19 protein-coding genes are annotated in these 24,904 nt (G+C 67.6%); 7 read left to right on the top strand and 12 right to left on the bottom strand.

Going from position 1 to position 24,904, the window contains the following annotated elements; genetic code table 11:
• From BM417_RS21260 to BM417_RS21235, 6 genes are all read right to left on the bottom strand, one after another.
• Positions 1-699: an RlpA-like double-psi beta-barrel domain-containing protein gene (locus BM417_RS21260; protein ID WP_143138742.1), complete on the bottom strand. Its 699-nt coding sequence runs from the start codon at positions 697-699 to the stop codon at positions 1-3.
• Between the two features lie 52 nt (positions 700-751).
• Positions 752-2,767 carry an NACHT domain-containing protein gene (locus BM417_RS21255; RefSeq protein WP_143138741.1) on the bottom strand — a complete coding sequence of 672 codons (2,016 nt, stop codon included), beginning with the start codon at positions 2,765-2,767 and terminating at the stop codon, positions 752-754.
• Positions 2,768-2,842: 75 nt separating this feature from the next.
• Positions 2,843-4,396, bottom strand: a complete 1,554-nt coding sequence (locus tag BM417_RS21250; protein ID WP_093596982.1) for a galactose-binding domain-containing protein — start codon at positions 4,394-4,396, stop codon at positions 2,843-2,845.
• Between the two features lie 104 nt (positions 4,397-4,500).
• The gene (locus tag BM417_RS21245) at positions 4,501-4,701 is read right to left on the bottom strand and encodes an antitoxin (RefSeq protein ID WP_093596979.1); all 201 of its coding nucleotides are present in this window, start codon (positions 4,699-4,701) and stop codon (positions 4,501-4,503) included.
• 54 nt (positions 4,702-4,755) lie between these two features.
• On the bottom strand, positions 4,756-6,531 hold the full coding sequence (locus tag BM417_RS21240; RefSeq protein WP_093596976.1) for an FtsX-like permease family protein: 1,776 nt from the start codon (positions 6,529-6,531) through the stop codon (positions 4,756-4,758).
• Entirely contained in the window at positions 6,528-7,211 is a 684-nt protein-coding gene (locus tag BM417_RS21235; protein WP_245822054.1) for an ABC transporter ATP-binding protein, read from the bottom strand. The genes BM417_RS21240 and BM417_RS21235 overlap by 4 nt, the downstream gene beginning before the upstream one ends.
• Positions 7,212-7,319: 108 nt before the next feature.
• Here BM417_RS21235 and BM417_RS21230 point away from each other — a divergent pair, with 108 nt between their 5' ends.
• The 4 genes from BM417_RS21230 to BM417_RS21215 are packed head-to-tail and all read left to right on the top strand — an operon-like array spanning position 7,320 to position 10,164.
• Positions 7,320-8,393 (top strand): sensor histidine kinase, encoded by a 1,074-nt coding sequence (locus BM417_RS21230; RefSeq protein WP_177320518.1) that lies wholly within the window; start codon positions 7,320-7,322, stop codon positions 8,391-8,393.
• On the top strand, positions 8,390-9,016 hold the full coding sequence (locus BM417_RS21225) for a response regulator (protein WP_093596967.1): 627 nt from the start codon (positions 8,390-8,392) through the stop codon (positions 9,014-9,016). The genes BM417_RS21230 and BM417_RS21225 overlap by 4 nt, the downstream gene beginning before the upstream one ends.
• 60 nt (positions 9,017-9,076) lie before the next feature.
• Positions 9,077-9,409, top strand: a complete 333-nt coding sequence (locus tag BM417_RS21220; protein WP_093596964.1) for a lipoprotein — start codon at positions 9,077-9,079, stop codon at positions 9,407-9,409.
• A 59-nt stretch (positions 9,410-9,468) separates the two neighbouring features.
• Positions 9,469-10,164 carry a peptidylprolyl isomerase gene (locus tag BM417_RS21215; RefSeq protein WP_093596961.1) on the top strand — a complete coding sequence of 232 codons (696 nt, stop codon included), beginning with the start codon at positions 9,469-9,471 and terminating at the stop codon, positions 10,162-10,164.
• A gap of 10 nt (positions 10,165-10,174) precedes the next feature.
• Here BM417_RS21215 and BM417_RS21210 read toward each other — a convergent pair whose 3' ends face one another.
• From BM417_RS21210 to BM417_RS21185, 6 genes are all read right to left on the bottom strand, one after another.
• Positions 10,175-10,717 carry a TetR/AcrR family transcriptional regulator gene (locus BM417_RS21210; RefSeq protein WP_177320517.1) on the bottom strand — a complete coding sequence of 181 codons (543 nt, stop codon included), beginning with the start codon at positions 10,715-10,717 and terminating at the stop codon, positions 10,175-10,177.
• 102 nt (positions 10,718-10,819) lie between these two features.
• Positions 10,820-11,980, bottom strand: a complete 1,161-nt coding sequence (locus tag BM417_RS21205) for an acyl-CoA dehydrogenase family protein (protein ID WP_093596955.1) — start codon at positions 11,978-11,980, stop codon at positions 10,820-10,822.
• 1 nt (position 11,981) lies between these two features.
• Positions 11,982-13,067: a CaiB/BaiF CoA transferase family protein gene (locus tag BM417_RS21200; protein WP_218164517.1), complete on the bottom strand. Its 1,086-nt coding sequence runs from the start codon at positions 13,065-13,067 to the stop codon at positions 11,982-11,984.
• Entirely contained in the window at positions 13,064-14,182 is a 1,119-nt protein-coding gene (locus BM417_RS21195; protein WP_218164516.1) for a Glu/Leu/Phe/Val family dehydrogenase, read from the bottom strand. Before BM417_RS21195 ends, BM417_RS21200 begins: the two co-directional genes overlap by 4 nt.
• 8 nt (positions 14,183-14,190) lie before the next feature.
• Positions 14,191-15,288, bottom strand: a complete 1,098-nt coding sequence (locus BM417_RS21190; RefSeq protein ID WP_218164524.1) for an NAD(P)/FAD-dependent oxidoreductase — start codon at positions 15,286-15,288, stop codon at positions 14,191-14,193.
• 43 nt (positions 15,289-15,331) lie between these two features.
• Positions 15,332-16,816 carry an aldehyde dehydrogenase family protein gene (locus BM417_RS21185; protein WP_093596950.1) on the bottom strand — a complete coding sequence of 495 codons (1,485 nt, stop codon included), beginning with the start codon at positions 16,814-16,816 and terminating at the stop codon, positions 15,332-15,334.
• 81 nt (positions 16,817-16,897) lie between these two features.
• On the opposite strand from BM417_RS21185, the gene BM417_RS21180 reads away from it, so the two are divergent.
• From BM417_RS21180 to BM417_RS21170, 3 genes are all read left to right on the top strand, one after another.
• A complete protein-coding gene (locus BM417_RS21180) occupies positions 16,898-17,815 on the top strand; it encodes a LysR family transcriptional regulator (protein ID WP_093596947.1) in 918 nt (305 codons plus the stop codon).
• A gap of 88 nt (positions 17,816-17,903) precedes the next feature.
• Entirely contained in the window at positions 17,904-18,551 is a 648-nt protein-coding gene (locus BM417_RS21175; protein ID WP_177320516.1) for a HEAT repeat domain-containing protein, read from the top strand.
• 212 nt (positions 18,552-18,763) lie between these two features.
• Positions 18,764-24,886: a PA14 domain-containing protein gene (locus BM417_RS21170; RefSeq protein ID WP_245822051.1), complete on the top strand. Its 6,123-nt coding sequence runs from the start codon at positions 18,764-18,766 to the stop codon at positions 24,884-24,886.
• Positions 24,887-24,904: the final 18 nt, after the last annotated feature.

The following is a 24,904-nucleotide window of genomic DNA, read 5'->3' as shown; positions in this document are numbered from 1 at the left end:
TCAGGTCACCCGCTCGATCTGGGCACGTTTGATCACGTTCTTCCCCGATTCCCCGACCAGGTCGAAAGCCGCGCTGTTCAGCACGACGCAGCCCGTTCCGACACCGACGATCGGCACGGTCGTCTGCTTCCCGTTGTCCAGATTGGTCACCCGCACCGAGGTCCCCACCGGAAGCTGCGACGAGAACGCCCCAGGCGCCCCGCCGACAGCCGACAACCCGACGGTCGCGCCGTCGCAGACGACCTGCCCCACGGTGCCGGAAGCCCGTATACGGGCGGCGGAAGTCCGGGTGGTGGGTGTCGGGGCCGGCGCATTTCCGACGATCTCCACCCGAATGCGCCGGAGAACGCTTTCCACTTCGTTCTGACCTGTGTCGGCGGACCGGAGTGAATCGAGTGCCGCGGTGTTCAGCACCGCGCAACCGGCCGATGTCCCGGTGACCGACACGGTGATCGCCCGCCCGTTGGCGGGATTCGAGAGCCGTAACAACGTCCCGACCGGGAACTGGTCCGACAGCACACCCGCCGGCCCTTTCGAGTTCGCCGTCTTCACCTGCTGCCCCGAGCACACCTCTTTGCCCGCCACCGCCGACTGCGACGTGGAGGCTCCGGGCCCGGCAAGGGCGAAGGCCGTACCCCCGATGGCCGCGACGACCGAGAAGACCCCGGCCCCCGCGATCCAGCCCTTCGACCAGCGCATGCGCAACACCCGACCTTTCTGTCAGGCCGTACGGCCCGCAGATCGGGAAGGTTCAACGACGCGTGGCTCGGACCAGAGCTGTTGGGTCACACGACGCCAAATGGTCACGTAAGGCGACGTGCGCGAAGCGGTACTCGCCGTCGACGCGGGTGAGCAGCAGCCGGTCCTGCGCGAGGTGGAGCAAAGCCTTGCGGCGGAAGGACAACTCACCCAGTGACAGCGGCCGAGTGACACCCTCCGCGGCGACTTCGGCGAGCGCGTCGAACGGCCAGACGTAGTCGCGGGCAGCGGTCGGGGTCACCAACAACCCCAGTGCTACTCCCAGTGCGGTTCCCCAGGAACCCATCGCGCCGATCCCGCCCAGCAGACCGATCGTGCCGAGAACCGGGACAGCGGGCTGAACCCACCACGGACGCCCTAGACGCATGCGTTGCTGTTGCACCGGGCGCACCGTGCGCCACACACGTCCCACGGCCGCAGCGAAAACTCCGCCGGCCACGCCTGCGGAGAAGCCGACTCCCATGCCTGCCAACACCACGTAGGGGCCGGTCCAGATCATGGAGACGCCCGGCGTGGCGGCGATCAGCAGCGCCCACGGCACAGGAGCGGAACCCGGTATGAAACCCAGCGCCAAGAAGAATGACGCCACGACCACGAACACATATGCCACGAAGTACGGCCAGGGCGTGCCGATTCCGCCAAGCCACAAACCGGCGAGCCCGACGAGCAATCCCGCGAACACGCCGGCGAGGAATCCCAGCGCGGCAGTCAGAATGCCGTGCGCGCGTCCGGGTGGGTGAAAGACGCGCGGCAGTTTGTTGACCAACACGAGCAACGAGGACGCGGCAACCACGAACACCAAGGCGGGCCACAATCCGAGGCGCAGTCCCGTCATGAACGCGACGGCGCACACGCCACCGGCATACGCGGCAGGTACTGCGCGCACGAACAGCAACCACAATGGACGCGTCGGCAGCAGCGGAAGCCACGCACGGCGGTGAGGCATGTGCACGGGAGCACCGAGGTCCGGTCGCCCCAACCGCGCGAGGAACTTCAACGCTCGAATGGTGGGACCTGCGCCGCGTTGGCTGGAAAGCCTTTCCACGACGAAGGAACCCACGAAGTCGTCGCCGATCGTGTCGACCTGCTTGTCCAGGTGCGTCAGTGCCAGCAGGTTCAGCGCCAGAGGTGAGTCCAGCCGTTCCCAGATCTCCGGCGTGAGCGCCGCTTCCAGGCTGTCGAGCCGAGGGCTGACCGAGGCGATGTACTCGAGAACCTGACCGCGCGACAACGGCTCGACGAACACCGAGGGCAGGTTCTCGATCGGCTCCGTCGAGCTCACGACCGAGGCGAACGGCGCGAGTTCGGACTCGCAGTGCGCGCGATCGACGCGCGGCACCTCGTCCAGTCCGTCGATGAGCACGGCCACCCGCTCACGGCGCAACCAGATCGTGCCCGCCGAGCGGCTGATCCCGTAACGGCGGTTCAACTCCCGCAACAACCACGCGGTGAACTCCGTCGGCTTGCGAGCGCCGTAGGCACGCCACGTCGCCAAGTCCACGACCACGGGAATCGGCGCCTCCGGGTCGTTGCGCGCTCGCTCGACCAACGCCAGGCACAGTTCGCGCAACAACGTCGACCGCCCGCTGCCGATCGGACCGATCAGGACCATGCTGTGGCCGAGGCGGTCGTACACGGCTTCCAGGTCCGGCGAGGAGATCTCTTCGCCGTCGACCCGCACGGAAAGCCTGGGCTGTTTCAGGACACCGAGCTTGATCTGCGTCTGGGCTGCCAGTGAGGCGGCCAGCAGTGCCTTCACCCGTGTCTCGACCCGGTCGAGAGCGGCGGTGCGATTGCTGGTCTCGTGACCGCGGACACGTTCCCAGATCGCGAGACCGATCGCGACGAGCACCATCGCGCCGACCAACGGCCACAACCACCGGCCGAACTCGCCGATGAACCCCGGAACGGGCCCGCCGGTGCTCACACTGATGGCCGCAGGAAGCAGTAGCACGACGGTGACCAGGCACAACGCGGCCAACGCTGTCAGCCGTGCTGCCCTCGTCACCCCGCTCGGATCCACCTTCACCTCCGCGATCCCGGCGAACGACGGTAACCGGGTCGCCGGGATCGCGGAAGTGACTCAGAGGCGCTGCCAGAGAGCGGCCGTGTTCGACGGTTCCCAACTCGCGATCGCCGTGTGCGCCTGGAGGCACTGATAGTCCAATCCGGCGTAACTCACACGCGAACCAACCGCATAGGCAGTCCCAGGTGCCCACGCTGGGTATGTCCCGCCACCTGGAGGTTCCGTCGTTGTGGTGGTTCCACAGGCTCCGAACACTTCGAACTCCCAGAACGAGAACCCGTAGACGGTGGCCCGCTGGGTGCCGGTGAACCTCACGTAACGCGCGGTACCGGAAATCCCGATGTCCTCGATTCCACCTGAGCCGGTCAACGTGGAATAGGCGTCCCGCCACGAACTGCCGTTGTCGGACAGCTGGATCGAGTACGCCCGCCCGTACGCGGCCTCCCAGTTGATCCGCACCCGCGACAGCGCGCGTGAGGACCCGAGATCGACCTGCCACCAGTGCGGCTCGCTGTGCGCGGACGACCATCGGGTCGCCGCGGACCCGTCCACCGCGAACGCCGCGGCCTGGTTTCCGCTCTCCACGCTGGACGCTGACGTCGGCCGGTTCTGCGAGAGCAACGGCCCACACGTCGGAGGGGGAGTGGTGGTGGTCGTCGGGTTACCGCCGCCGGATCCGCGCGTCCACACGCCCACGTAGTCCACGACCATGGGAATCCCGGGGACGATGCCCGGACCCGGCGTGCGCGTGCCGGAGTAGTTGTCCGGGAACTCGCCGCCGATCGCGACGTTCAGGATGATGAAGTAGCCGGCGTGCCCGGTCATCTGGTTCCACGTGTCCGCGGGCAGCTGGTTCTGGTTGACCTGGTGGAACAACTGGCCGTCCACGTACCACCGCAGTTGCTGCGGGGAGACCGAGGCGTCCCACTCGAAGCGGTAGGCGTGGAAACCGCCCTGGCACGAGGAGCCTGGGCACGGGCGGCTGTTCGCGATGCCGTTCTTCTCGTTGCACGGCCCGCCGGGCGAGACACCGCAGTGCAGCACGCCCCACACGCGGTCGACGCCGTTGACGTTCTCCATGATGTCGAACTCGCCGACACCGGGCCAGTTCCACCAGTTCCCGCGATACGGCGACCCCAGTGCCCAGAACGCGGGCCAGTAGCCCAGCGCCGCTGCGCCGGAGACGTTCGGCATCTGCAGCCGCGCCTCCATCCGCATGATGCCGCCGGCCGGAGCCTTGAAGTTCTGCGCGTTGGTCTCGATGCGGGCCGACGTCCAGTTGCCCGCGCCGTCACGACGTGGCGTGATGCGCAGGTTCCCGCCGCCGTCGAGCGAGACGTTCGCGGGATTGTTCGTGTGCGCGGCGATCTCGCCGGTGCCCCAGTTCGCCGGCCCGCCCGGATAGCCGTGGCCGAGTGAGAACCGCCAGTTCCCGCTGCTGGGCAACGAGTTCGCCGGTCCGGTGAAGTCGTCGCCGAACACCTGCGTCCACCCGGCAGGGGGAGGTGGAAGCGCGGCACTGGTCTGCTGGGCGACAGCGACCAGCGTGCTCACGGTGAGCACGCCGGCCGCCGCCAGGGCGATGGATGTTCGTTGTCGAGTGAGCCTCATTGCCAACCCTCCGAACGAGCGCGTGAGAGCGCTCCCACGAACGATGGTGGCAGGCCTGTCAACGGTGAGGGGTCATCACCTTCCCCGGTACCGGTTTCGTGCGATCACTGCTGTTGCTGCTGCTCGCCGCCGAAGTTCCGGAGGCCTTCCTTGAGCTTGTCCTCGCCCTTGTCGATGTGCTCGCTGTGCTTGCCGCCGGTCTTCTCGTCGGCGAACTGGCCCGCGCGCTCGACACCCTGGTCGACCTTGTCGCCGTGCTGGCCGATGAGGTCCTTGGCCTTGTTCTTCAACTCGTCGAATCCCATGACTGCATTACCTCCCTATGGAGTTCGGGTACCCGGTCTTGGATCCGGTACACGTCACTGGATCGAGTGAAGTGCGGCCACCGGGCTCACCCGCGCCGCACGGCGGGCAGGCAACAGCCCCGCACCCGCGGTGAGTGCGGCCAGGACGAGCACCACCGCGCCGACCGGGACGACGGGCACCTGCAGGGGCCACTCGATGCCGAGCGAGATGATCGCGAGCCACGCGTAGGGAATCCCGATGGCGAGCCCGACGACCGCGCCGACGATCCCGTACAGGCCGGCCTCGGTCGTGACGAGACGGCCGAGTTCGTTGCGGGTCAAGCCGATCGCGCGCAACAGCCCGGACTCACGAGTCCGTTCGAGCACCGACAACGCCGTGGTCGAGCCTACCCCCACCACCGCGATCAACATGGTGAGGAACAGGAGTCCGACCGCGATCGCCACCAATGAGGTGAACCAGTTCTCCTGCGCGAGCCGGTGGTCCGTGAGCGACTCGACCTCGAACCCCGCCGGCACAAGCTCTTTCGCCCCGTTCGCGAGCGCGCCGACCGGCTCACCCTCCACATCGGACGAGTGCAGCAACGCGCTGCCGAGCGGCACTCCACCGAACAACGTCGCCGCGACGGTCATCTGCACGCCGTTGACGTCCGTCCGTGACCCTGCGGTGAGTCCGAGCCTGCTCGCGGTGGCGGTCGACAGGATGACCTTGCGTGGCCCCATGTCGCCGAGGGCGCCGGAGTCGACGCGGAAGTCCGTGAGGTCGCGGAGCTTGGTCATGTCGAGATCGGTGCCCCGCATGGTGAGCCGGCCGTCGACGGTGATCTCGGTGCGCCGGTAGGGAAGCACGTTCGTGAGCCCGGCGGCCCTCAACGCCTGCACGTCCACCGGTCCGGTGATCTCCAGGTCAGCCGGGTAGGCGCTCGCCATCTCGGCCTTCCCCAGCCCCTGCAACGTGTTCGCGCCCGTCAGCGTCGCGATGATGAGGCTGACCCCCAACGCCACCACGGCCGTGACCGAGGCGGCCCGGCGGGGCGCACCGCCGACGCCGCTCACCGCCAACGACCCGATGGTGCTGTGCCGCAACGGAATGCCGATCAGCCGTAGCAACGGTGAGATCAACGCGGGCCCGAGCGTGATCAACGCGCCGAACGCCAGCGCACCGCTGATGGTGGTGCGCAGCAGCAGGTCCTCGGTCATCCCACTCGGCCGTTGTTTGGTGGCGAGGCCGTCGATCGCGACGAGAGCCAGCAGCACGCCCGCACCCGAGGCCATCAGGATCCCGAGCACCCAGCGTGGCGCGCCGATCCGGCTCTGGGCGTCCTGCACGGCCGAGGTGCGCAGTGCCTCCAGCGGCGAGACCTTCGCCGCGGACCACGCGGGCGCCAGAACGGCGAGCGTCGTCAGCACGAACGACCCGAAGACCACGATCAGCGCGGGCGTGAGCGGGAATCCCGGCGCCACCAGGCCCGCCAGCGGTACGAGCTGCCCGGCGCCCACCGCCAGCGCGACCCCGGCGACCGACGCCAGCAGCCCGGTCAGCACGCCCTCGGCGATCAGCCCGCGTGCCAGCCGGGCCCGCGAGGCGCCGACGGCCCGCAGCAACGCGAGTTCTCGCATCCGTTGCGCGAACACGATCCGGAACGTCGACGTGGAGACCAGCGCGGCCACGATCATCGCGACCGTGACGAACGCGCCGAGCAGCGCGAACACCTCGACCAGCCGAGCGGCCCTGACGGCCAGGGAGCGTTCGGTGATGTCCTTGGCGAGCACGGTCGAGTAGGCGAAGAACGCCGCGATCATGATCGACAGGACGGGCAGGAACCTCCTCACGCGGCGACCGCCTGAACGACCCGTCCGTCGGCCATCCGCACCACGGCGTCGGCGTAGGAGGCGGCCCTGTCGTCGTGCGTGACCATCACGATCGTCTGGCCGAACTCCCGCACGGCCTGACGCAGCAGGTTCAGCACGTCCGCCGACGACCGCGAGTCCAGGTTCCCGGTCGGTTCATCAGCGAAAATCACCTCGGGCCGCGTGACCAGCGCACGCGCCAACGCCACGCGTTGCTGCTGTCCGCCGGACATCTCCGAGGGCCGGTGCGACAGCCGTGACGACAGTTCCAGCACCTCCATGAGCTGCGAGAACCACGCTCGGTCCGGCTTGCGCCCGGCGAGGTTCAAAGGCAGCAGGACGTTCTGCTCGGCGGTGAGCGTCGGCAGCAGGTTGAAGGCCTGGAACACGAACCCGATGCGGTCCCGGCGCACCTTCGTCAGCGCGTTGTCCGACAGCCGGGTCAGGTCCTTCCCGCCGAGGAGCGCCGCGCCGGACGTGGCCGTGTCGAGACCCGCCAGGCAGTGCATGAGCGTCGACTTGCCGGAGCCGGACGGCCCCATGATCGCGCTGAAGGCGGCGGGCCGGAACCCGACGGTCACCCCGTCGAGTGCTCGAACCGCGGTGTCGCCGGAGCCGTACACCTTCACGAGGTCGACCGCGGCGGAAGCGAAGTTGTTCACATGGCCAGCAAAGTCCGGAACGGAGGCGAAAACCTCAGTCCTGCGCCCGGTCCGCCTCTGTCTTTCGGCCGATCTGCGGACCGGGTGCCAATGCATAAGGTCATGGTCATGTTCTGGAGGTTCGGCGCGATCGTCGCACTGCTCGCCGCAATGCTCGTGGACTTCTACTACGGCCTGTTCAGGTCACCGGGCCTCTACCCGTGGACCGGCTGGGCCGCGTTCGGCTGCGTCGTGCTGCCCGCCCTCGCCTGGCTGCGCCCTCACCGGGCCGTGGCCGCTCTCGCCGCCACCGCCTGCTTCACGTTCACCCTGGTCAACCCGCTCGACAAGGAGTTCGGCCTGGCCGAGACGCTGGCGCTGACCGGCGTCCTGGCCGTCATCACCCATCGGGCGAGGTCGTGGTGGGACGCGCCGCTGGTCGGCGGGATCGTCATCGCGCTGGTCACCCAGCCGCTGCGGTCCCCGTACGGCAGCTCCGACGTGGCCGTGGCGATGGGCCTGCTGGTCGTCGCCACGGGTGTGGCCGCGTTCGCCGGCTACCTTCGCCTGCTGGCCAACGCCAGGGAGAGGCAGGTCGAGGCCGTCAAAGCGGAGCAGAAGGCCGAGTTCGCGCGGGACCTGCACGACTTCGTCGGCCACCACGTCACCGGCATGGTCGTGCTGGCCCAGGGCGCGAGCCGGATCGTCGAACGCAACCCCGCGCAGGCCAAAAACGCCCTCGACGGGATCGAGGAGGCCGGAGGCGAGGCCATGGCCGCCATGCGTCGCATGATCGGCATGCTGCGCGACGACGCCCCCGTGGCGCCGGTCGCGGGCATGGTCGACATCGAGGCGTTGATCGCGGCCGAACCGCGAGCCACCCTCGAAATCCACGGCGACACCGAGAACTTGCCGCTCGAAGTGGCCAGTTCGGTCCACCGCGTCGTGATGGAGTCGTTGACCAACATCAGGAAACACGCCCAGGAAGCGACCACAGTGGACGTCCAGATCCAGACCACGCCCGACTGGGTGACGGTCAAGGTCTCCAACGACGGCAGGCCTGCCAGACAGGGCAACGGTTTCGGGCTCGTCGGACTCACCGAACGCGTGCAGGCGCTCGGTGGCAGGATCAAGGCGGGGCCGGGCATCGGCGGCGGATGGGTCGTCGACGCCGCGCTCCCGACCGGAAAGGCGACCGCGTGATCAGGGTTCTCGTCGCGGACGACCAGGCGATGGTGCGCACGGGCTTCGGCATGATTCTAGGGGCCGAGTCCGACATCGAGGTCGTGGCGGAAGCGCAGGACGGCATCGAGGCCGTCGCCGAAGCACGCCGCACCAAGCCGGACGTCGCGCTGATGGACATCCGCATGCCCCGCATGGACGGACTCGAAGCGCTCAAACAGATCGCGAACGACGTCCACGTCGTGGTGTGCACGACGTTCGACCACGACGAGTACGTGCACACAGCGTTGAAGAACGGCGCGTGCGGCTTCTTGTTGAAGGACGCCGGTCCGAACCTGCTCATCGAAGCGGTCCGTGCGGCCGTGACGGGCGATGCGCTCATCAGCCCGTCGATCACCGTCAGGCTGTTGCAGCACATGAACGCGCCTGCGCCGCAACAGCCGCACAGCCTGTCCGCACGCGAGCTGGACGTCGTGAAACTGGCCGCCATCGGCCGTACGAACGCCGAGATCGCGCAGGAACTGTTCATCTCGATCGGCACGGTCAAGACGCACCTGGCGAGCGTTCAGGCCAAACTGGACGCCCGCAACCGCGTCGAGATCGCCGCCTGGGCGTGGGAATCCCGGTTGGTCGGCCAAAAGTAGGACCCACAACCGGTCTGCGGACAGAAGCCCCGACCCGCGCACATCACCAGAATTCGAGCCATGAAGAAACTCCTCCTGCTGATTCCCGTGCTGGCGCTCGCGGCGTGCGGCCAGAAGAGCTACACCTACGAGGCGTTCTACGACATCGAGGGCACCGGCAAGGCCGAGATGACGCTCAGCGTCCCCGGCGGCGCGTCCCAGTCCGAGACCGTGGACCTGCCGCTGAAGAACCGCGCCATGCTCGCCAACTCGCTCGGCAGGATCACGCTCACGGTCAAGCCGCAGAGCGGTCAGGCGACGTGCAAGCTTCGGGTGGAGAAGGAAAAGGAGATCACGAACGCCGGCGCGGAAGCGAAGTGCGAGTACGAGATCACCGAGTCCACGGACAACTGAGCGACCCGTGTGATCCGTTAAGACTTGCCCGGTCCCCAACGCTGCACTAGGAAACGCGCATGAGGCGAATCGCAGCTGGACTGGCAGTGGCGGCGCTGGCCGTTGGTTTCATCACGACGGGCACCGCGTCCGCCGAGGTTCAGACGGCCCGGCCCGACTGCGGCTACACCGCGACACCGGAGGAGCCCGCGGCTCGCCCGGTGTCGATCCCGCACGACCCGTGGTTCACCAAGGGCAAGGTCCTGGTGAAGGTGAAGACGAACCAGGGCGACATCCCGCTGGTGCTCGACCGCGCCAAGGCCGCGTGCACCGCGCACAGCTTCATCCACCTGGCGCACCGCGGTTTCTACAACCAGACCGAGTGCCACCGGCTCACCGCGTACCCGACGCTCAAGGTGCTGCAGTGCGGCGACCCGTCCAACACGGGGGAGGGCGGCCCCGGCTACAAGTACAAGGACGAGCTGCCGACCGACCTGCAGCCCGCGCCGAACGACCCGACCGGCCTGCGCCGCATCTACCCGCGCGGCACGCTCGCCATGGCGAACGCCGGCCCGGACACGAACGGCTCGCAGTTCTTCCTGGTGCAGTCGGACTCGATCCTGCGTCCGAACTACACGGTGTTCGGCCAGATCCTGCCCGAGGGCCTGAAGACCCTGGACAAGATCGCGGCCGGCGGCATCGCCGGTGAGAACCCGCTCGACGGCCGCCCGAACGTCAAGTCCGAGCTGAAGTGGGTGCTTCCGCTCGGGATCTAGCGCCACACCACTAGCGCGAGCCCCAGCCCGTGAGCGCGCCGTAGAACGCGTCGGAGAGCCGCCGGACCACCTGATCGTCAGGTAGTCCGGCGGTTTTCGTCAGATCGAGGATCTCCCGCGGGGCGAACAACGCGTTGTGCAGAAATCGTGCCACGTTCAACAAAGCGTCCGGCAGCGCCAGGTCGATCAGCACACCGCGCAACGACTGGTCCCAGGCGCTGCACGACAACGCCGCCGTGGCCTCGCCGCACTGCAGCCGTTCCAGAAACCCGCGCTGCGACGAGAACCGCGCTATCACCGGGCCGTGCACGTTCTGCAGCTTCACCCAGCGTGCGACCTGGTGCTCGAACAGTTCTTTGCCGGTCTTGCGAGACCGTTCACCGTGTTCGGCCAACGACGCCATGACGTCCTCGTGATAGGCCACCACGAGCGCTTCCACGGACGGAAAGTGCCGATACGCCGTCGCTTGTGAAAGCGCTGCCTTGCGCGCGATCGACTGCATCGTCGCCGTTGCTGGTTCAGCCCGCAGGACGTGCGTCGCCGCATCCAGCAATCGCTTGCGGTTGCGACGCGCGTCACTGCGGCTGTTTGTCTCCTCCGGCAGAACGTCCTCCCACCCGCGAACCCGTTGCGGAGTGCAGGATAGGGCGAACGATCAACGAAATGATGCGATTCCGGTCAACGCGTGGCCGATGGATAGCAGGTGGATGTCGGAAGTGCCCTCGTAAGTAAGTACGGATTCCAGGTTGTTCGCGTGACGCAAGGGCGAGTACTCCAGCGAGATGCCGTTCGCGCCGAGGATGGTCCGGCTCTCCCGCGCGATCGCGATGGCCGACTCGACGTTGTTGTACTTGCCGACGCTGATCTGCTCGGGCTTGAGCGTGCCGGCCTCCTTGAGCCTCGCCAGGTGCAACGCCAGCAGCATCGAGTTGCTGAGCTGCACCGTCATGCTCGCGAGCTTGCGCTGGGTGAGCTGGAACGCGGCGATCGGCTGGTCGAACTGGATGCGCGTGCCCGCGTAGCGCAGCGCCGCCTGCAACGAATCCCGCGCGGCACCGACGGCGCCGAACACGATCCCGAACCGCGCCTCGTTCAGACACGTGAGCGGCGCGCGCAAGGAAGTCGCGAGCGGCAGCCGAGCGCTTTCCGGCAGCCGCACGCCCTCCAGGATCAACTCGGAGGTGACGGATGCTCGCATTGACAGCTTCTGCTTGATGTCCCGCGTCGAGAATCCCGGCGTGCCGCGGGGAACGAGGAATCCTCGAATTCCTTCCTCGGTCCGCGCCCACACCGTCGCCACGTCCGCGAGACCACCGTTGGTGATCCACATCTTGGTGCCGTCGAGCACCCAGTCCGCGCCGTCGCGCACGGCCCGTGTGCGCATGCCGGACGGGTTCGAGCCGAAGTCCGGTTCGGTCAGCCCGAAGCACCCGATCGCCTCACCGGCGGCCAGGCGGGGCAGCCACTCCTGCTTCTGCTCCTCCGACCCGTACTTCCAGATCGAGTACATCGACAGAGAACCCTGCACGGACACGAAGCTGCGGATGCCGCTGTCCACCGCCTCCAGCTCCAGGCACGCGAGCCCGTACGCCAGCGCCGACGTGCCCGCGCACCCGTAGCCCTCCAGATGCATGCCCAGCACGCCGAGCTTGCCGAGCTCCTGCGCCAGCTCACGCGGCAGGATGCCCTCCTCGAACCACGAGGCGACGTGCGGCCGGACGTGGTCGGCCAGGTACTGCGCGACGGTGGCCTGGATGTCGCGGTCCTCATCGCTCAGCAACGACGGGATGTCCAGCAACTGCAACGGGTCCTGCACTTCACTGCTCCAGCTTCGGCGGGCGCAGCCGGTAGGTCACCGGCGTGCGCGACAGGCGGATGGGGTTCGCGACGAGCGTCATGTCGTCGATCGTCGCGGTGGGGTTGAGGTCCAGCGACTCCGCCAGCGCGAACGCGCGCGCGACATCGTTGACGGGGCCGCACGGAACGCCCAGCGGTGTCAGCGTCTCGAACCAGTGCTGCGCCGGGCGCGTGCGCAGCCGTGCCGCGAGAATCTCGAACAGCTCGTCCACGTGCTCCACCCGATCGGAGTTCGTGACGAACCGCGGATCCGTGGCCAGCTCCGGCACGTCCAGCACCGAGCACAACCGGCGGAACTGCCGGTCGTTGCCCACCGCGAGCACGATCGGCTGGTCGGCCGTCGGGAACACCTCGTACGGCGCGATCGACGGATGCCGGTTGCCCATCGGCTTCGGCACCGAGCCGGCCAGCGTGAAGCCCGCGCTCTGGTTCACCATGCTCGACAACAGCACTGTCAGCAGATCGAGCTCGACGAGCTGGCCCAGCCCCGTCGCCTCCCGGTGCCGCAGCGCCGCCAGGATCCCGACGCACGCGTGCAGCCCGGTCAGCACGTCGACCAGTGCCACCCCGGTCTTCACCGGCTCGTACGGACCAGGCCCGGTCACGCTCATCAACCCGCCCACGGCCTGCACGAGCAGGTCGTAGCCGGGCAGGTCCGCGCCCTTGCCCGCACCGAACCCCGAGATCGAGCAGTAGACGAGGTCGTCCCGCCCGAGTGACTCGTAGTCCAGCCCGAACTTCTTCATCGTGCCCGGCTTGAAGTTCTCGACCACGACGTCCGCCCGCGCGATCAGCTCGCGCGCCTTCTCCCGGCCCGCCTCCGTCGACAGGTCGATCTGCACCGACGTCTTGTTCCTGTTGACGGACAGGAAGTACGTCGCCTCGTCCTGGTAGTGCGGCGGACCCCACGTGCGGGTCTCGTCGCCCCTGCCGGGCCGTTCGACCTTGACCACCTCGGCACCGAGGTCGCCCAGCATCATCGTCGCGTACGGCGCCGCCAGCACCCGGCTGAAGTCCGCGATCACCACGCCTTCGAGCGAGCTCACGCGACCCGCCCCCGCAGCTTCATCGCGGCCAGCACGCGTTCCTGCGCCAGCTCACGGGCCGCCGCATGCGTTGTGGTGCCACGACTTCTCGCCTCGACGATGATGTTCGCCGCGTTCGCCCTCAGCTTCGAGGACACGGCCTCCAGCACCGTCGCGGGGTTCACCGGGAACGGCGAGTACCGCGCGTCCATCCCGAACGCCGCCGCGACCACGCCGCCGGCGTTCGCGATGAAGTCCGGCACGACCGTGATCCCGCGCCGCGCGAGAACCTCCTGCGCCGCAACGGAAGTCGGCAGGTTCGCACCCTCGACCACCAGGGTGGTGTCGAGCTCGCCCGCGAGTTCCGCGTCGATCACGTCCTGCAGCGCCGCCGGCACCAGCACGTCGCACGGCACCCGGAGTTCGGCGCCGAGCTCACGGACGTCGCCGTACTCCTTGACCGCGAGATCACCGAACTCGCCTCGCAGCTTCAGCAGCCGTGCGACATCCAGACCGCCGGTGTCGACCAACGCCCCGTGCACCGAGGACACGGCGACGACGACAGCGCCGAGTTCGGCGAACCGCTTCGCCGCCGCGGCACCGACCGCGCCAAAACCTTGCACCGCCACGCGTTTGCCGCGCAGCTCCATCAGTTCGTCCGCCACCTCGGCCACGCCGTACCCGGTGACGCCCAGCTCGTCGTACGGAAGACCGCCGAGTTGAGCCGGTGCGCCCATCATAGCGCCGCGGTCCGACAGTTCGTCCTGGACGATCGCGGCGTCCCGTTCGGTGAGGCCCACGTCGAGCCCGAGCACGTACTCGCGCGGCACCTCGTTGGAGAGCTTGCGCGCGAACGCCCGCAGCGCCGCTTCCTTGTCAGGAGAAGAAGGATCGAACACGATCCCCGCCTTCGCGCCGCCGAAGAACAGGTCGACCCCGGCCCACTTCCACGTCATCACGCGCGCGAGACGGGCGATCTCCGCGACCGTCACGTTCGGGGTCATCCGCGTGCCGCCCTTGCCCATGCCGCGCGCGGTGTTGTCGATGACGAGCACACCTTTCATGCCGGTGCGCCGGTCGGACACGCAGACGACCTTCTCCGGCCCCCACTCGTCCATGAGCTCGAGAACGTCCATCACATTCCTCACACGCAGTTGAGTTCCGGCCGCGCCTGGTCGGCGGCGAATCTGGAGGCGTCCAAACTGGACACGTCGACGAAGGGCTCGCGGCCGAGCACGAGGTCGCGCACGACCTCGCCGACCGCCGGCCCCTGCAGGAAGCCGTGCCCGGAAAAGCCCGTGGCGTAGAAGAACCGGCCCGCCGAGCCGATCAGCGCGTTGTGGTCCGGCGTCACCTCGTACAGCCCGGCCCACCCGTCGCGCACGCCCACGTCCAGCAGCCTCGGCGCGCGCCTGCCGATCGCCTCGGTGAGCCTGGGCAGCCACGCGTCGGACATGTCCAGCTTGAAACCCGGTGTCTCGTCCGGGTCGGACATGCCGAACAGCAGCCCCCGGCCCTCGCGGTGGAAGTAGAAGGTGCTGCCGAAGTCGATGGTGAAGGGCGTCACCCGATCGTGTAGCTCCAGCATGGCCTCGGTGAACATGATCTGCCGTCGCAGGGGAGAAACCGGCAGGTCAACGCCCACCATCTCGCCGATCTCCCGCGACCACGCGCCCGCCGCGCAGACCAGATTCGGCGTCGAGACCGCGCCGCGGTCGGTTTCGACGCGAAAAGTGTCAGACCCCGTTCCTACTATCGATCTCACGGTGGTTCTGGTGTGCAGACGGGCACCGAATCGGCGGGCCGCGGTGGCGTAACCGAGGACGACGGACTCTGGCGTGCAGTGTCCGTCGTCCGGGGAGAAGGTCGCCGCGAGCAGGCCGTCCGTCTCGATCAGCGGCGACATCCGCCGAGCTTCCTCGACAGTCAGCATTCGACTGCGCACGCCGAGGGAGTTCTGGAGGTCGACGTTGCGCTCGAACGCCGTCACGTCATCGTCGGAAGAGAGGAGGAACAGATAGCCGACCTGGTGCAGGTCGATCTCCTGCCCGGGGCGCTGCGGAAAGCGCTGGAACAGTTCGATGGATCGAGCTCCGAGCCTGATGTTCAGTTCGTCGGAGAACTGGGCGCGCACTCCACCCGCTGCCTTGCAGGTGGAGCCGGACCCCAGGTCATCCCGCTCCACGACCACGACATCCCGGACTCCTGCCTCGGCGAGGTGAAAAGCGATGGATGTGCCCATCACCCCGCCGCCGATGACGACGACCTCTGCTTGAGCAGGCAGCTCAGGCGAGGCGGAAGTCAAGGTTCGCCTCGATCGCGAGAGTGTCCATCTGCGCCTTCTGCAGCTTCCCGGAGTAGTCCCAGTTCATGGACTGCCAGCGGGTGAACTGATCGAGCACCCACACGCCCGACTGCCGGGAGCCGTTGCCGCTCTTGCCGTTACCGCCGAACGGCAGGTGTGCCTCGGCCCCGGACGTCGAGTTGTTGACGCTCACCATTCCGGCGGAGATGCCGGCGCGGAACCGGAAGGCCTTGTTCGGGTCCGTGGTGTAGATCGAGCACGAGAGGCCGTAGCCCGGCTTGTTGCCGAGCTCGATCGCCTCGTCCAGGTCCGAGTACTTCATGACGCCGACGAGCGGGCCGAACGTCTCCTGAAGGAACAGTTCGTCGTCGTCGCGCACACCGGAAACGATTGCGGGGTGGTAGAAGAAGCCGTTCTCGCCAGTGAAGCCGTCGCGCGGGCTGGTAGCCGAGACGCGGCCGGTCGGACCGTGCACCGTGTGGTGCTCACCGATCCAGCCGAGGTACTTCTCGTACGCCAGCGCGAACTTCTCGTCCAGCAACGGTCCATAGAGGACGTCACCGGCGGGGTCGCCCACTGCGGCGCCCGCGACGGCCTCGACGAACCGGGTCAGGAACTCGTCGTACACCGATTCGTGCACGATCGCCGTGCCGAGCGAGGTGCAGCGCTGGCCCGCGGAACCGAAGCCGGCGAACAGCGCGCCCTGCACGGCCAGGTCGAGGTCCGCGTCCTCGGTGACGACCATCGGGTTCTTGCCGCCCAGTTCCAGGCACGGCGTCTGGAGGTGGCGTCCGCACAGTTCGCCGATGCGCACACCGACCTCGCTGGACCCGGTGAAGCCGACCTTGTCGACGAGCCCCTGCTGCAGCGACTGCTCCAGTCCGTCGAACGTCTCCGAGCCCTCGGCGAAGACGATCTCGAACACGCCGGCCGGAATGCCGGCGGCCTGGAACACGTCGTAGAAGGCCTGGGCCGAGGCGGCGGAGTACTCGGCGGGCTTCCACACGACCGAGTTGCCGCACAGCAGTGCCGGGATGATGTACCAGGACGGCACGGCGACCGGGAAGTTGCCGGCGGTGATGATCGCGGCGACGCCGACCGGGTTGCGGAACGTGAAGAGCTGCTTGTCCGGCATCTCCGAAGGGACCGTCTGCCCGTAGAGGCGTCTGCCCTCGCCGACGAAGAAGTTGGCCGTGTCGACGATCTCCTGCACCTCGCCGCGGGCCTCCGCGATCGGCTTGCCGATCTCGCGGGTCACGAGCTGGGCGAGGGGTTCGAAGTTCGCTTCGACGAGCCGGCCGATGTTGCCGATGACCTGGCCTCGTACAGGCGCGGGTACGCGTGCCCACGCGCGTTGTGCGGCCTTGGCCCGCTGTGCGGCGGCCACGAAGTCGCGGCTGGTCCCGAGCTCGATCTCGGTGACCACGTCGGAGGTGTTCGACGGGTTCGTGGAGATGTAGGGCATGCCTCCACCCTGGTAGTTCCCAGGTGGATGCGCCAGGGGTTGCAGAATGAAACCTCGCGACGTCGAGCATAAGCTGGACTGGTGCTCAATCCGGTTCATCTCCGCACGCTCGTCGAGGTCGTGAAGACGGGTTCCTTCGCCGAGGCAGCCCGCCGTCTCGGCTACACGTCGTCGGCCGTGTCGCAGCAGATCTCCGCGTTCGAGCGGGCGGTCGGCGTGACGCTCTTCGAACGCGAGGCGCACTCGATCAGGCCGGCCGGCGCCGCTCTGCTGATCGCCGAACGTGGTGGCGAGCTGCTCGCCGCGTTCGACGGGTTCGAGCACGAGGTGAAGGCGATGGTGCAGGGCCTGCGCGGGCGCCTGCGGATCGGCACGTTCCCGACGGCGAGTTCGCGGGTCATGCCGAAGGCGCTGGCGAGGCTTCAGGCGGATCTGCCCGGAGCCGAGATCCGCCTCGACGAGGCGGAGCCGGACGACGTGCTGCCGCTCGTGCTGACCGGCGAGCTCGACCTCGCCCTGGTGTACGCGTACGACCTCGTGCCGCGAACGTGGCCCGAGGAACTGACCGTGGTGCCGTTGCTGGACGAATCCCTCCTGGTGATGGTTCCGGCGGAGCATCCGGCCGCGAAGAACAACGTCAAACTCGAAGATCTGAAAGACGAACACTGGATCGCCTCACGCGACGGAACCTCCGGCGCGATCTGTCTCACGCGCCTGTGTGCGGCGGCGGGTTTCGCACCCAAGATTGCTTTCCGAAGCAACGACTACGAGGTCGTGCAATCGCTCGTGGCGGCCGGTGTCGGCGTCGCGCTCGTGCCCGCGCTCGGCTACCGAGAGCTGGCAGGCACGCACGCGATGCCGTTGCGCCACAAGCCTTTGCGCAGGCACGTGCACGTGGTGCACCGCACCGCGAACACCAATCCGCTGCTGCGCGACGCGGTGACCGCACTGCGGGAAGTCTGCCAAAACACCGTGGGCGGCTACATAAATCAGCCATGATGGAGAAATGGGGGAACTCAGCGGCGATGGGGCGCTGGCTGGGATCCGGGGCTGGGATTCACCGGATCTGAGTGCGCACGTCCGACATTTGATCGACAGCAACGAACGGGGCGTCGAGGAAATCATCCTCGGCACCCTCGCCGAGGCGGGCCCGGTGCGTCCGCTGCTCTGCCGGGTGCTCGCGGAGCGCGACCCGAACCGCGACCCGCACTACGCGCTCCGGCACTTCTACACCGAGACCGACGGCCCGGTCCGCAAGTGGCTCGGCCAGGAGGTCTACCGCAGCCCGTGGGTGTGGCTCTACGGCATCACCAGGCTGCACAACGCGAATCCGGTCGAGCGCATCGCGCCGGACGCGACCAACTGGTTCGCCGCCCGCCGCCAGATCGCGGTCATCGCCCTCGGCGACACCGCGAACCCCGCTGCCCTGCCGCCGGTCATCGGCCGCCTGCGCGACCAGAAGTGGTGGGTCAGAACCCAGGCGGCAGCGGCGATCCGCCGCCTCGCGAGGTCGGGTGTGCCGATCGGCAGCGCGTCCGACGGCCTGCTCCGCTGCCTGCACCACGACCGCCAGGAAGTGATCGAACAGGCAGCGGCCGCACTCGCACAACCGTCCCTCCGCGACCGCCTGCTCTGGTCCCGAGCCACGCTCATGCCACTGGCAGGCGCGATCGTGGACAACGCCCTCGACGGCGTAGTGGCTCCACTCACGCCACTCTGGCCAGGCGAAGCCTGATGTTCGGAGTGTGACATTGCACGCACTGAGCGTGAGTTGATCCGAACGGCCCATTGCTTTCGATTGTCCGTTTTGGGCATGCTCAGCGGCGATCAACTGTCAGGGGTCGTCCGGGCTGCGGAGCCCGCACAACCCCTTGAAGCCTGGGGGATACACCAAATATGACGCGTCGCTCAGCGACGCGGCACACTCGTGCGCGAAGATTCGCACGGGTGCTGGCCGCTGCGCTCGCAACCTCTCTGACGATCAGTCTGGCGTCCGCACCCGCGTTCGCCGCGCCTCCCGCGAAGTCTCCGGCCGTCGACACGACGAAGCTGCCGGTGCTCAAGGGGCAGGAGGTGCCCGCGCCGCCGGTGGCGGCAGCGGATCCGAAGGCGGACTTCACGCCGTTGTCCAAGCGCGAGTCGTCGAGTTTCGACCCGGAGAAGTCCAAGGTGACTTCTCGGTCGATGTTCGTCGACGAGTACACCAACCCTGACGGCACCAAGACGATCAAGCAGTCCACGGAGCCGTTGAACGTCAAGGACGCCAAGGGGTCCTGGCAGCCGGTCGACTCGACTCTGGTGGCGGACACGCCGACCAGGCGGGTGAAGGCCAGGCAGCACCCGCTCAAGCCCACCCTCGCGGGCAAGGCGGACGACGCCGCGCTGATCACCGTCGAGTACGACGGGAACAAGGTCTCGCTGGCGCCGGAGAAGCCGGCGAAGGACAAGCAGGTCAAGGTCTCGGACTCCAAGGCGGAGTACACCGACGTCGCCGCGGACACGGACCTCCAGTACGAGGTCACGGCGGGTTCGGTCAAGGAGACCATCCTGTTGAAGAAGGTGCCCGCCACCAGCAAGTGGCGGTTCACCCTCAAGACCGGCGCGCTGACGCCGACCGTGACGGAGCAGGGCACGGTCGAACTTCGTGACGCCAAGGGCACCCCGAAGATCGTCATGCCGCCGATCGTCACCTGGGACTCCTCCGGCAAGGCCGAGGAGACGCCGCCCGCGCAGACCGGTGGCACCTACACGGTCGAGAAGGCCGGCCAGGACTGGGTGCTCACGGTCGCGGTGGACGAGGCGTGGCTGAAGGACCCGAAGCGGGTCTATCCCGTCAGCGTCGACCCGACGTTCAGCTTCGGTGTCGCCTACGCCGAGTCGTACAAGTCGGACGGCTACTGGTGCCAGATGTGCAGCGTGCAGTTCGGCAACTCGCTGGACCGCGGTGACAAGTACTGGCGCAGCGCGATCCGCTTCGACTACCAGCCGTTGTACGGCCAGCGCATCGTCGGCGCCAAGGTCGACGTGACGAAGAAGACCGGGCCGCTCAGCCCGGACAAGACGTGGCCGGCGCAGCTCTACCACGCCTCGGCGATGGACTTCAACGGTCTCGGAGGCCTGCTGGCCACCGGTCTCGTCGGCCAGGTCGGCTCGCTGACCGGCGACAGCCTGGTGAGCTTCCTCCAGCACATCGCGGACATCCGGCACATGGCCACGTTCATGATCGTGGGCGCGGAACAGCCGGGAGCCTGGACCTACAAGGACACGGTCGTCACCCTGACCGTGGACACGGGATCGGCGCCGCCCGCTCCGACACTGGTCGGCCCCGCCGACCACAGCGTCATCACGAACACGACGCCGACGCTCGAGGTCAACCCCGTCAGCGACCCGGACGGCGAGCAGGTGAGGTACTGCTTCACCGTCGCGACCGGCGCGGACGCGAAGTCCGGTGTCGTGGTGGACTCCGGCTGTCTGGACACTCCGAAGTGGACGGTTCCGGCCGGTGTTCTGCAGGACGGCGTGGCCTACACCTGGCAGGCCAAGGCCGTCAGCGGTGCCACGTCGAGGATCCCGAGCGCGGTGTTCCGCCTGAAGGTCGACCAGCGCATCGGCAACAAGGGTCCGGCCCCCGACGACACCATGGGGCCGATCTCGGTCAACCTGGCCAACGGCAACGTGACCACCTCGATCAAGTCGCCGACGTTCAACACGGTCGGCGGCGAGGCTGGTCTGTCGATGACCTACAACTCGCAGCAGCAGGAGCAGAAGGGTCTGCGGGCGTCGTACTTCCCGGACCTGTCGAACAACGGGGAGATCAGTCCGCAGCAGGAGCCGGTGCTGGTGCGCACGGAGCCTCAGGTGAACGTGGACTGGGGCGACACGTCACCGTTCGCGCCCGCGTTGCCGAAGGACTGGTTCGTGGCGCGCTGGGAAGGCTTCTTCCAGGCTCCGTCGACCGGCGACTACCAGTTCGCCGGTGTGCACGACGACCGGCTTCGGGTGTGGATCAACGGCAGCTCGGTCTACGACCAGGGTTGCTGCAGCGACGTCAACTGGGGCGTCGCGACCAGCGTCAAGCTGACCGCCGGCCAGCGCGTGCCGATCAAGGTCGAACTGGCCGAGGCCACCGGCTGGGCGTACCTGCGCCTCTTCACGCGCACGGTGGACGGCACCACCGTGCCGTCGCAGATCGTTCCCGCCGACTGGTTGCACTCCTCGGACCTGCCCGCGTTGTCCAAGGGCTGGACGCTGTCCGCCGATCTCGACGGTACGGGTTCGACGTTCACGGAGGCGAAGGTCACCGACCAGAACGTCGTGCTGACCGACGGGTCCGGTGCCAAGCACACGTGGACGAAGAAGACGACCGGTGGTTACACCCCGCCGGAAGGTGAGGTCGGCAACCTGGCGCTGGACACGGCGGGCCGCATCACGCTGACCTACGGCACCGACGTGTACGCGTTCAACTCCGCGGGCAAGCTGGAGTCGCAGGCGAGCGCCGTCGACACCCGCAAGCCTGCCGCGCTGCAGTACGTCTACGACGGTTCGCCTTCGCGCCTGAAGGAGATCAAGGATCCGGTCTCCGGCCGTGCGCACCGGCTGCACTACAACCGTCCGGGTGATGACTGCTACGGCGGTGCGACGCCTCCGCCGGACGCGGAACGACTGCCGCCGTCGCAGATGCTGTGCCGCATCGTGTACTGGGACGGAACCCAGACGAAGCTGTTCTACTACCGCGGGCATCTCGTGGCGGTGGAGGACCCAGGCCGTGAGATGACCCAGTTCAGCGTCACGACCAACGGGCTGCTCGACGGAATGCGTGAGCCTCGCGCGGCCGACTGGGTCTCGCAGGACCATGCGAACCGGAACACCGACGCTTCGAACTACATCGTCCACTACTACGACCACACCGCGACGAAACCGATCGCGCGGACGATCTACCAGCCGTACACCACGCACGGTGAAGAACGCGGCTACCACTCCTACCGGTACGACACGGGCACCAAAACGTCCTTTGTGGACATCGCAGGACTCAACCCGGCCATCGGTTTCTCGCGCAAGGTGGTCTACGACGACGCATTCCGCCTGCTGTCCAGCACGGACGCCACCGGCAGGACGACATCGCAGACGTGGAGCGTCAAAGATCAGCTGCTGACCTCGACGGACGCGGCCGGCCGCGTGTCGACCACGCTGTACGACGCGCAGGACCGCCCGACCGACAACTTCGGTCCGGGTCCGGCGTCGTGCTTCAACGGTCAGGAGCTCAAGCCGGCGTGCGCGGACACCGTTCCGCACTCCAAGACCGCCTTCGACGAGGGTCTCAACGGTCTCGCGGTGTCGTTCTACGACAACAAGGACATGGTTGGGGCACCGAAGGTGTTCCAGACCGGTCTGGCCGCGGACGGCACGTTCGCACGCAACTGGGGAACTGACGCGCCGGTCGCGGGCATTCCCGCGGACGGTTCTTCGCTCCGTGCGACCGGGGACATCGTCTTCCCGGAAGCGGGCAACTACAAGCTCCGTGTCGTGGCCGACGACGGCGTGAGGGTCTGGATCGACGACGCGACCGTCATCGACGACTGGATCGACACCGGTGCGAAGTGGCGTGAGGCCACGGTCAACAGCCCGTCGGCGGGCGCGGCGAAGAAGATCCGCGTCGAGTACTACGACCTCGTGTCGCTCGCACAGCTCGAACTGCACTGGACCACCCCAGGCGGGACCCAGCAGGTCGTGCCCGCGGCGAACATGAAGCCGAAGTACGGGCACACCACGTCCACGACCAAGGGCGAGTCGCTCGGCCTGCAGCCTCAGATCTCGTCGAGCAAGTTCGGCGAGAACGGGCTCGACGCCGCCTACGGCCTGGTCACGACCACCACGCAGAAGGGCCAGGCGGTCAAGACGACGTACGAGCCCAGCGGCACCGGCTACCTCCGCAAGATCGCTGAGACCTCGCCCACGGGCGCTCAGACGACCTTCGCCTACTACGGCGACCGGGAAACGCGGGACAACCCGTGTACCCCCGAGGTGGAGGCGATCAATCAGGGCGGGCTGTCCAAGCTCACCAGGTCACCCGCTCCGGCTACCGGTGTGGCGCGTGAGGACGAGCAGATCTTCGACGTGTCGGGCCGCGTGGTGGCTCAGGGGAGTGCGGGCAAGTGGACCTGCACCGTCTACGACGACCGTGATCGCGCGGTGTCGGTCAAACACCCGGCGAACGCTGCCGCGGGTGAGCGCGTCGTCACCACGAACTACGCGGTGAACGGCGATCCGCTCGTGTCGACAGTGACGGATCACAACGGCACGATCACGACGAAGACCGACATGATCGGTCGCGTGGTCGAGTACACCGACGTCCACGGTGTACGTACGGAGACCAAGTACGACCGTGCGGGCCGCACAACGACGCAGAAGTTCAACCTGCCGCTGAATGCGGCGCAGGTGGTGTCCAGCACCTATGACGACGCAGGCAGGTTGCTGACCTCGTCGCTCGACGGTGCCTTGCTGGCCACGTCGACCTACGACGCGGTCGGTGAGCTGAAATCTGTGGCGTACGCCAATGGCACCTCGCTTTCGGCGATGGGCAAAGACGGTTCTGGTCAGACCACGTCCCTGACGTGGAAGACCAAGTCCGGAACCGAGATTCCCACGACCGTGACGCGTACCCGTGGTGGCACGATCGTCGACGAGACGCTCAACGGCTTCGACGCGGGTGTGGGCGGCCACAACTACGTCTACGACACAGCAGGAAGGCTCACCAACGCGGCTGTCAACGGACACGTCTACACCTACGACTTCAGTTCGTCCGCAGCGGACGGATGTCCCGCGGGGACGGTCGGCAACGCCGGGCTGAACACCAACCGCGTCAAGCTGATCGACCAGACGGCCACGGGTACGCAGACCACGAACTACTGCTACGACGCGGCTGACCGGTTGCTGGCGACGACGGGCGCGAACGCGGTGTCCGGCATCAAGTACGACGACAGCGGCAACACCACCGAGTACACGGTCAACGGTTCCACCACACACCTCTCGTGGGACACGGAGAACCGCAACATCGGTGCTCGTTCGGTCGGTGCGGACCCTGCGGCGGTCGCGTACCAGCGCGACTCGACGAACCGGATCGTGCGTCGTGGCGCAGAGCAGGGTGATCAGCAGAAGGTCCTGCTGTACGGCCACACGGCCGACGGTGACTCCGCGGACATCGTGCTGGGCGAGGACAAGAAGCTGTTGTCCCGCTCGATCTCGTTGCCCGGCGGCGTGTTGCTGACGATCAACGGCGACACGCGGTCGTACGACCACCCGTCTGTTCGTGGCGACATCATCCTCACCACGGACGCAGCGGGCAACCAGGTCGGACAGCTGCGGCACTACTCGCCGTTCGGTGAGCCGATCGCCACCGACGGCAAGGTCGACCCGGATGCCGTGCCGGACAACCAGCCTGGTCAGATGGACTACGGCTGGCTGGGCCAGCATCAGCGTCCTTACGAGCACGCCGGTGCGTTGTCGCTCGTGCAGATGGGAGCCCGCCCGTACAGTCCGCTGTTCGGCAGGTTCCTGGCCGTCGACCCGGTCGAAGGAGGGTCCGCCAACGACTACGACTACGTCAACGGCGATCCCATCAACGCCAACGACATCGACGGCAAGTGTCCGCCGTGTCTGTTCCTCGCGGTGGCCGGACTTCGCGTCGGTCTGCCCATCATGGCCCGGTTCGCTGTCCGGAAGGCCATCCCCTGGGGGATCAAGTGGGCTCCCAGGATCTGGGGCGGGATGAAGGCGGCCGGCCGCTCGGTGGTGCAGGCCGGCAGTTGGCTTCGGTCGAGGACGGTGAGCGTTGTCAAGCGCATCGGAAGGTCTGCGGTTGGCGACACGATCAAGAGGACCATCAGGTACATCCCCAAGAACCCGCGAAGGGTAGTCCTCCATTGCGTGCCGGGAGGTCTGTTCGGTGGTGGACTCGGGGCTTACGGAAGCTGGAGGAACGGTAATCGCAGTTGGGGCATTCCCCTCGCTGCTGGAGTTGCTGGTTGTGTCGGTGGCGTGATGAAGGACGCTCAGCCGACGAACCCGTTCTGACCCTGATGTGATCAGCTG

Source organism: Lentzea waywayandensis, from assembly GCF_900115955.1.
Taxonomy (GTDB): domain Bacteria; phylum Actinomycetota; class Actinomycetes; order Mycobacteriales; family Pseudonocardiaceae; genus Lentzea; species Lentzea waywayandensis.
Note: the sequence above shows the minus strand (reverse complement) of the source record. Positions and strands in the feature narration are given on the sequence as shown.

What these genes read in the sequence shown, in the direction of transcription:
- BM417_RS21260 (WP_143138742.1), bottom strand. Translation starts at nt 699, where the DNA reads ATGCGCTGGTCGAAGGGCTGGATCGCGGGGGCCGGGGTCTTCTCGGTC.
- BM417_RS21250 (WP_093596982.1), bottom strand. Translation starts at nt 4,396, where the DNA reads ATGAGGCTCACTCGACAACGAACATCCATCGCCCTGGCGGCGGCCGGC.
- BM417_RS21245 (WP_093596979.1), bottom strand. Translation starts at nt 4,701, where the DNA reads ATGGGATTCGACGAGTTGAAGAACAAGGCCAAGGACCTCATCGGCCAG.
- BM417_RS21230 (WP_177320518.1), top strand. Translation starts at nt 7,320, where the DNA reads ATGTTCTGGAGGTTCGGCGCGATCGTCGCACTGCTCGCCGCAATGCTC.
- BM417_RS21220 (WP_093596964.1), top strand. Translation starts at nt 9,077, where the DNA reads ATGAAGAAACTCCTCCTGCTGATTCCCGTGCTGGCGCTCGCGGCGTGC.
- BM417_RS21215 (WP_093596961.1), top strand. Translation starts at nt 9,469, where the DNA reads ATGAGGCGAATCGCAGCTGGACTGGCAGTGGCGGCGCTGGCCGTTGGT.
- BM417_RS21195 (WP_218164516.1), bottom strand. Translation starts at nt 14,182, where the DNA reads ATGGACGTTCTCGAGCTCATGGACGAGTGGGGGCCGGAGAAGGTCGTC.
- BM417_RS21190 (WP_218164524.1), bottom strand. Translation starts at nt 15,288, where the DNA reads ATGGGCACATCCATCGCTTTTCACCTCGCCGAGGCAGGAGTCCGGGAT.
- BM417_RS21185 (WP_093596950.1), bottom strand. Translation starts at nt 16,816, where the DNA reads ATGCCCTACATCTCCACGAACCCGTCGAACACCTCCGACGTGGTCACC.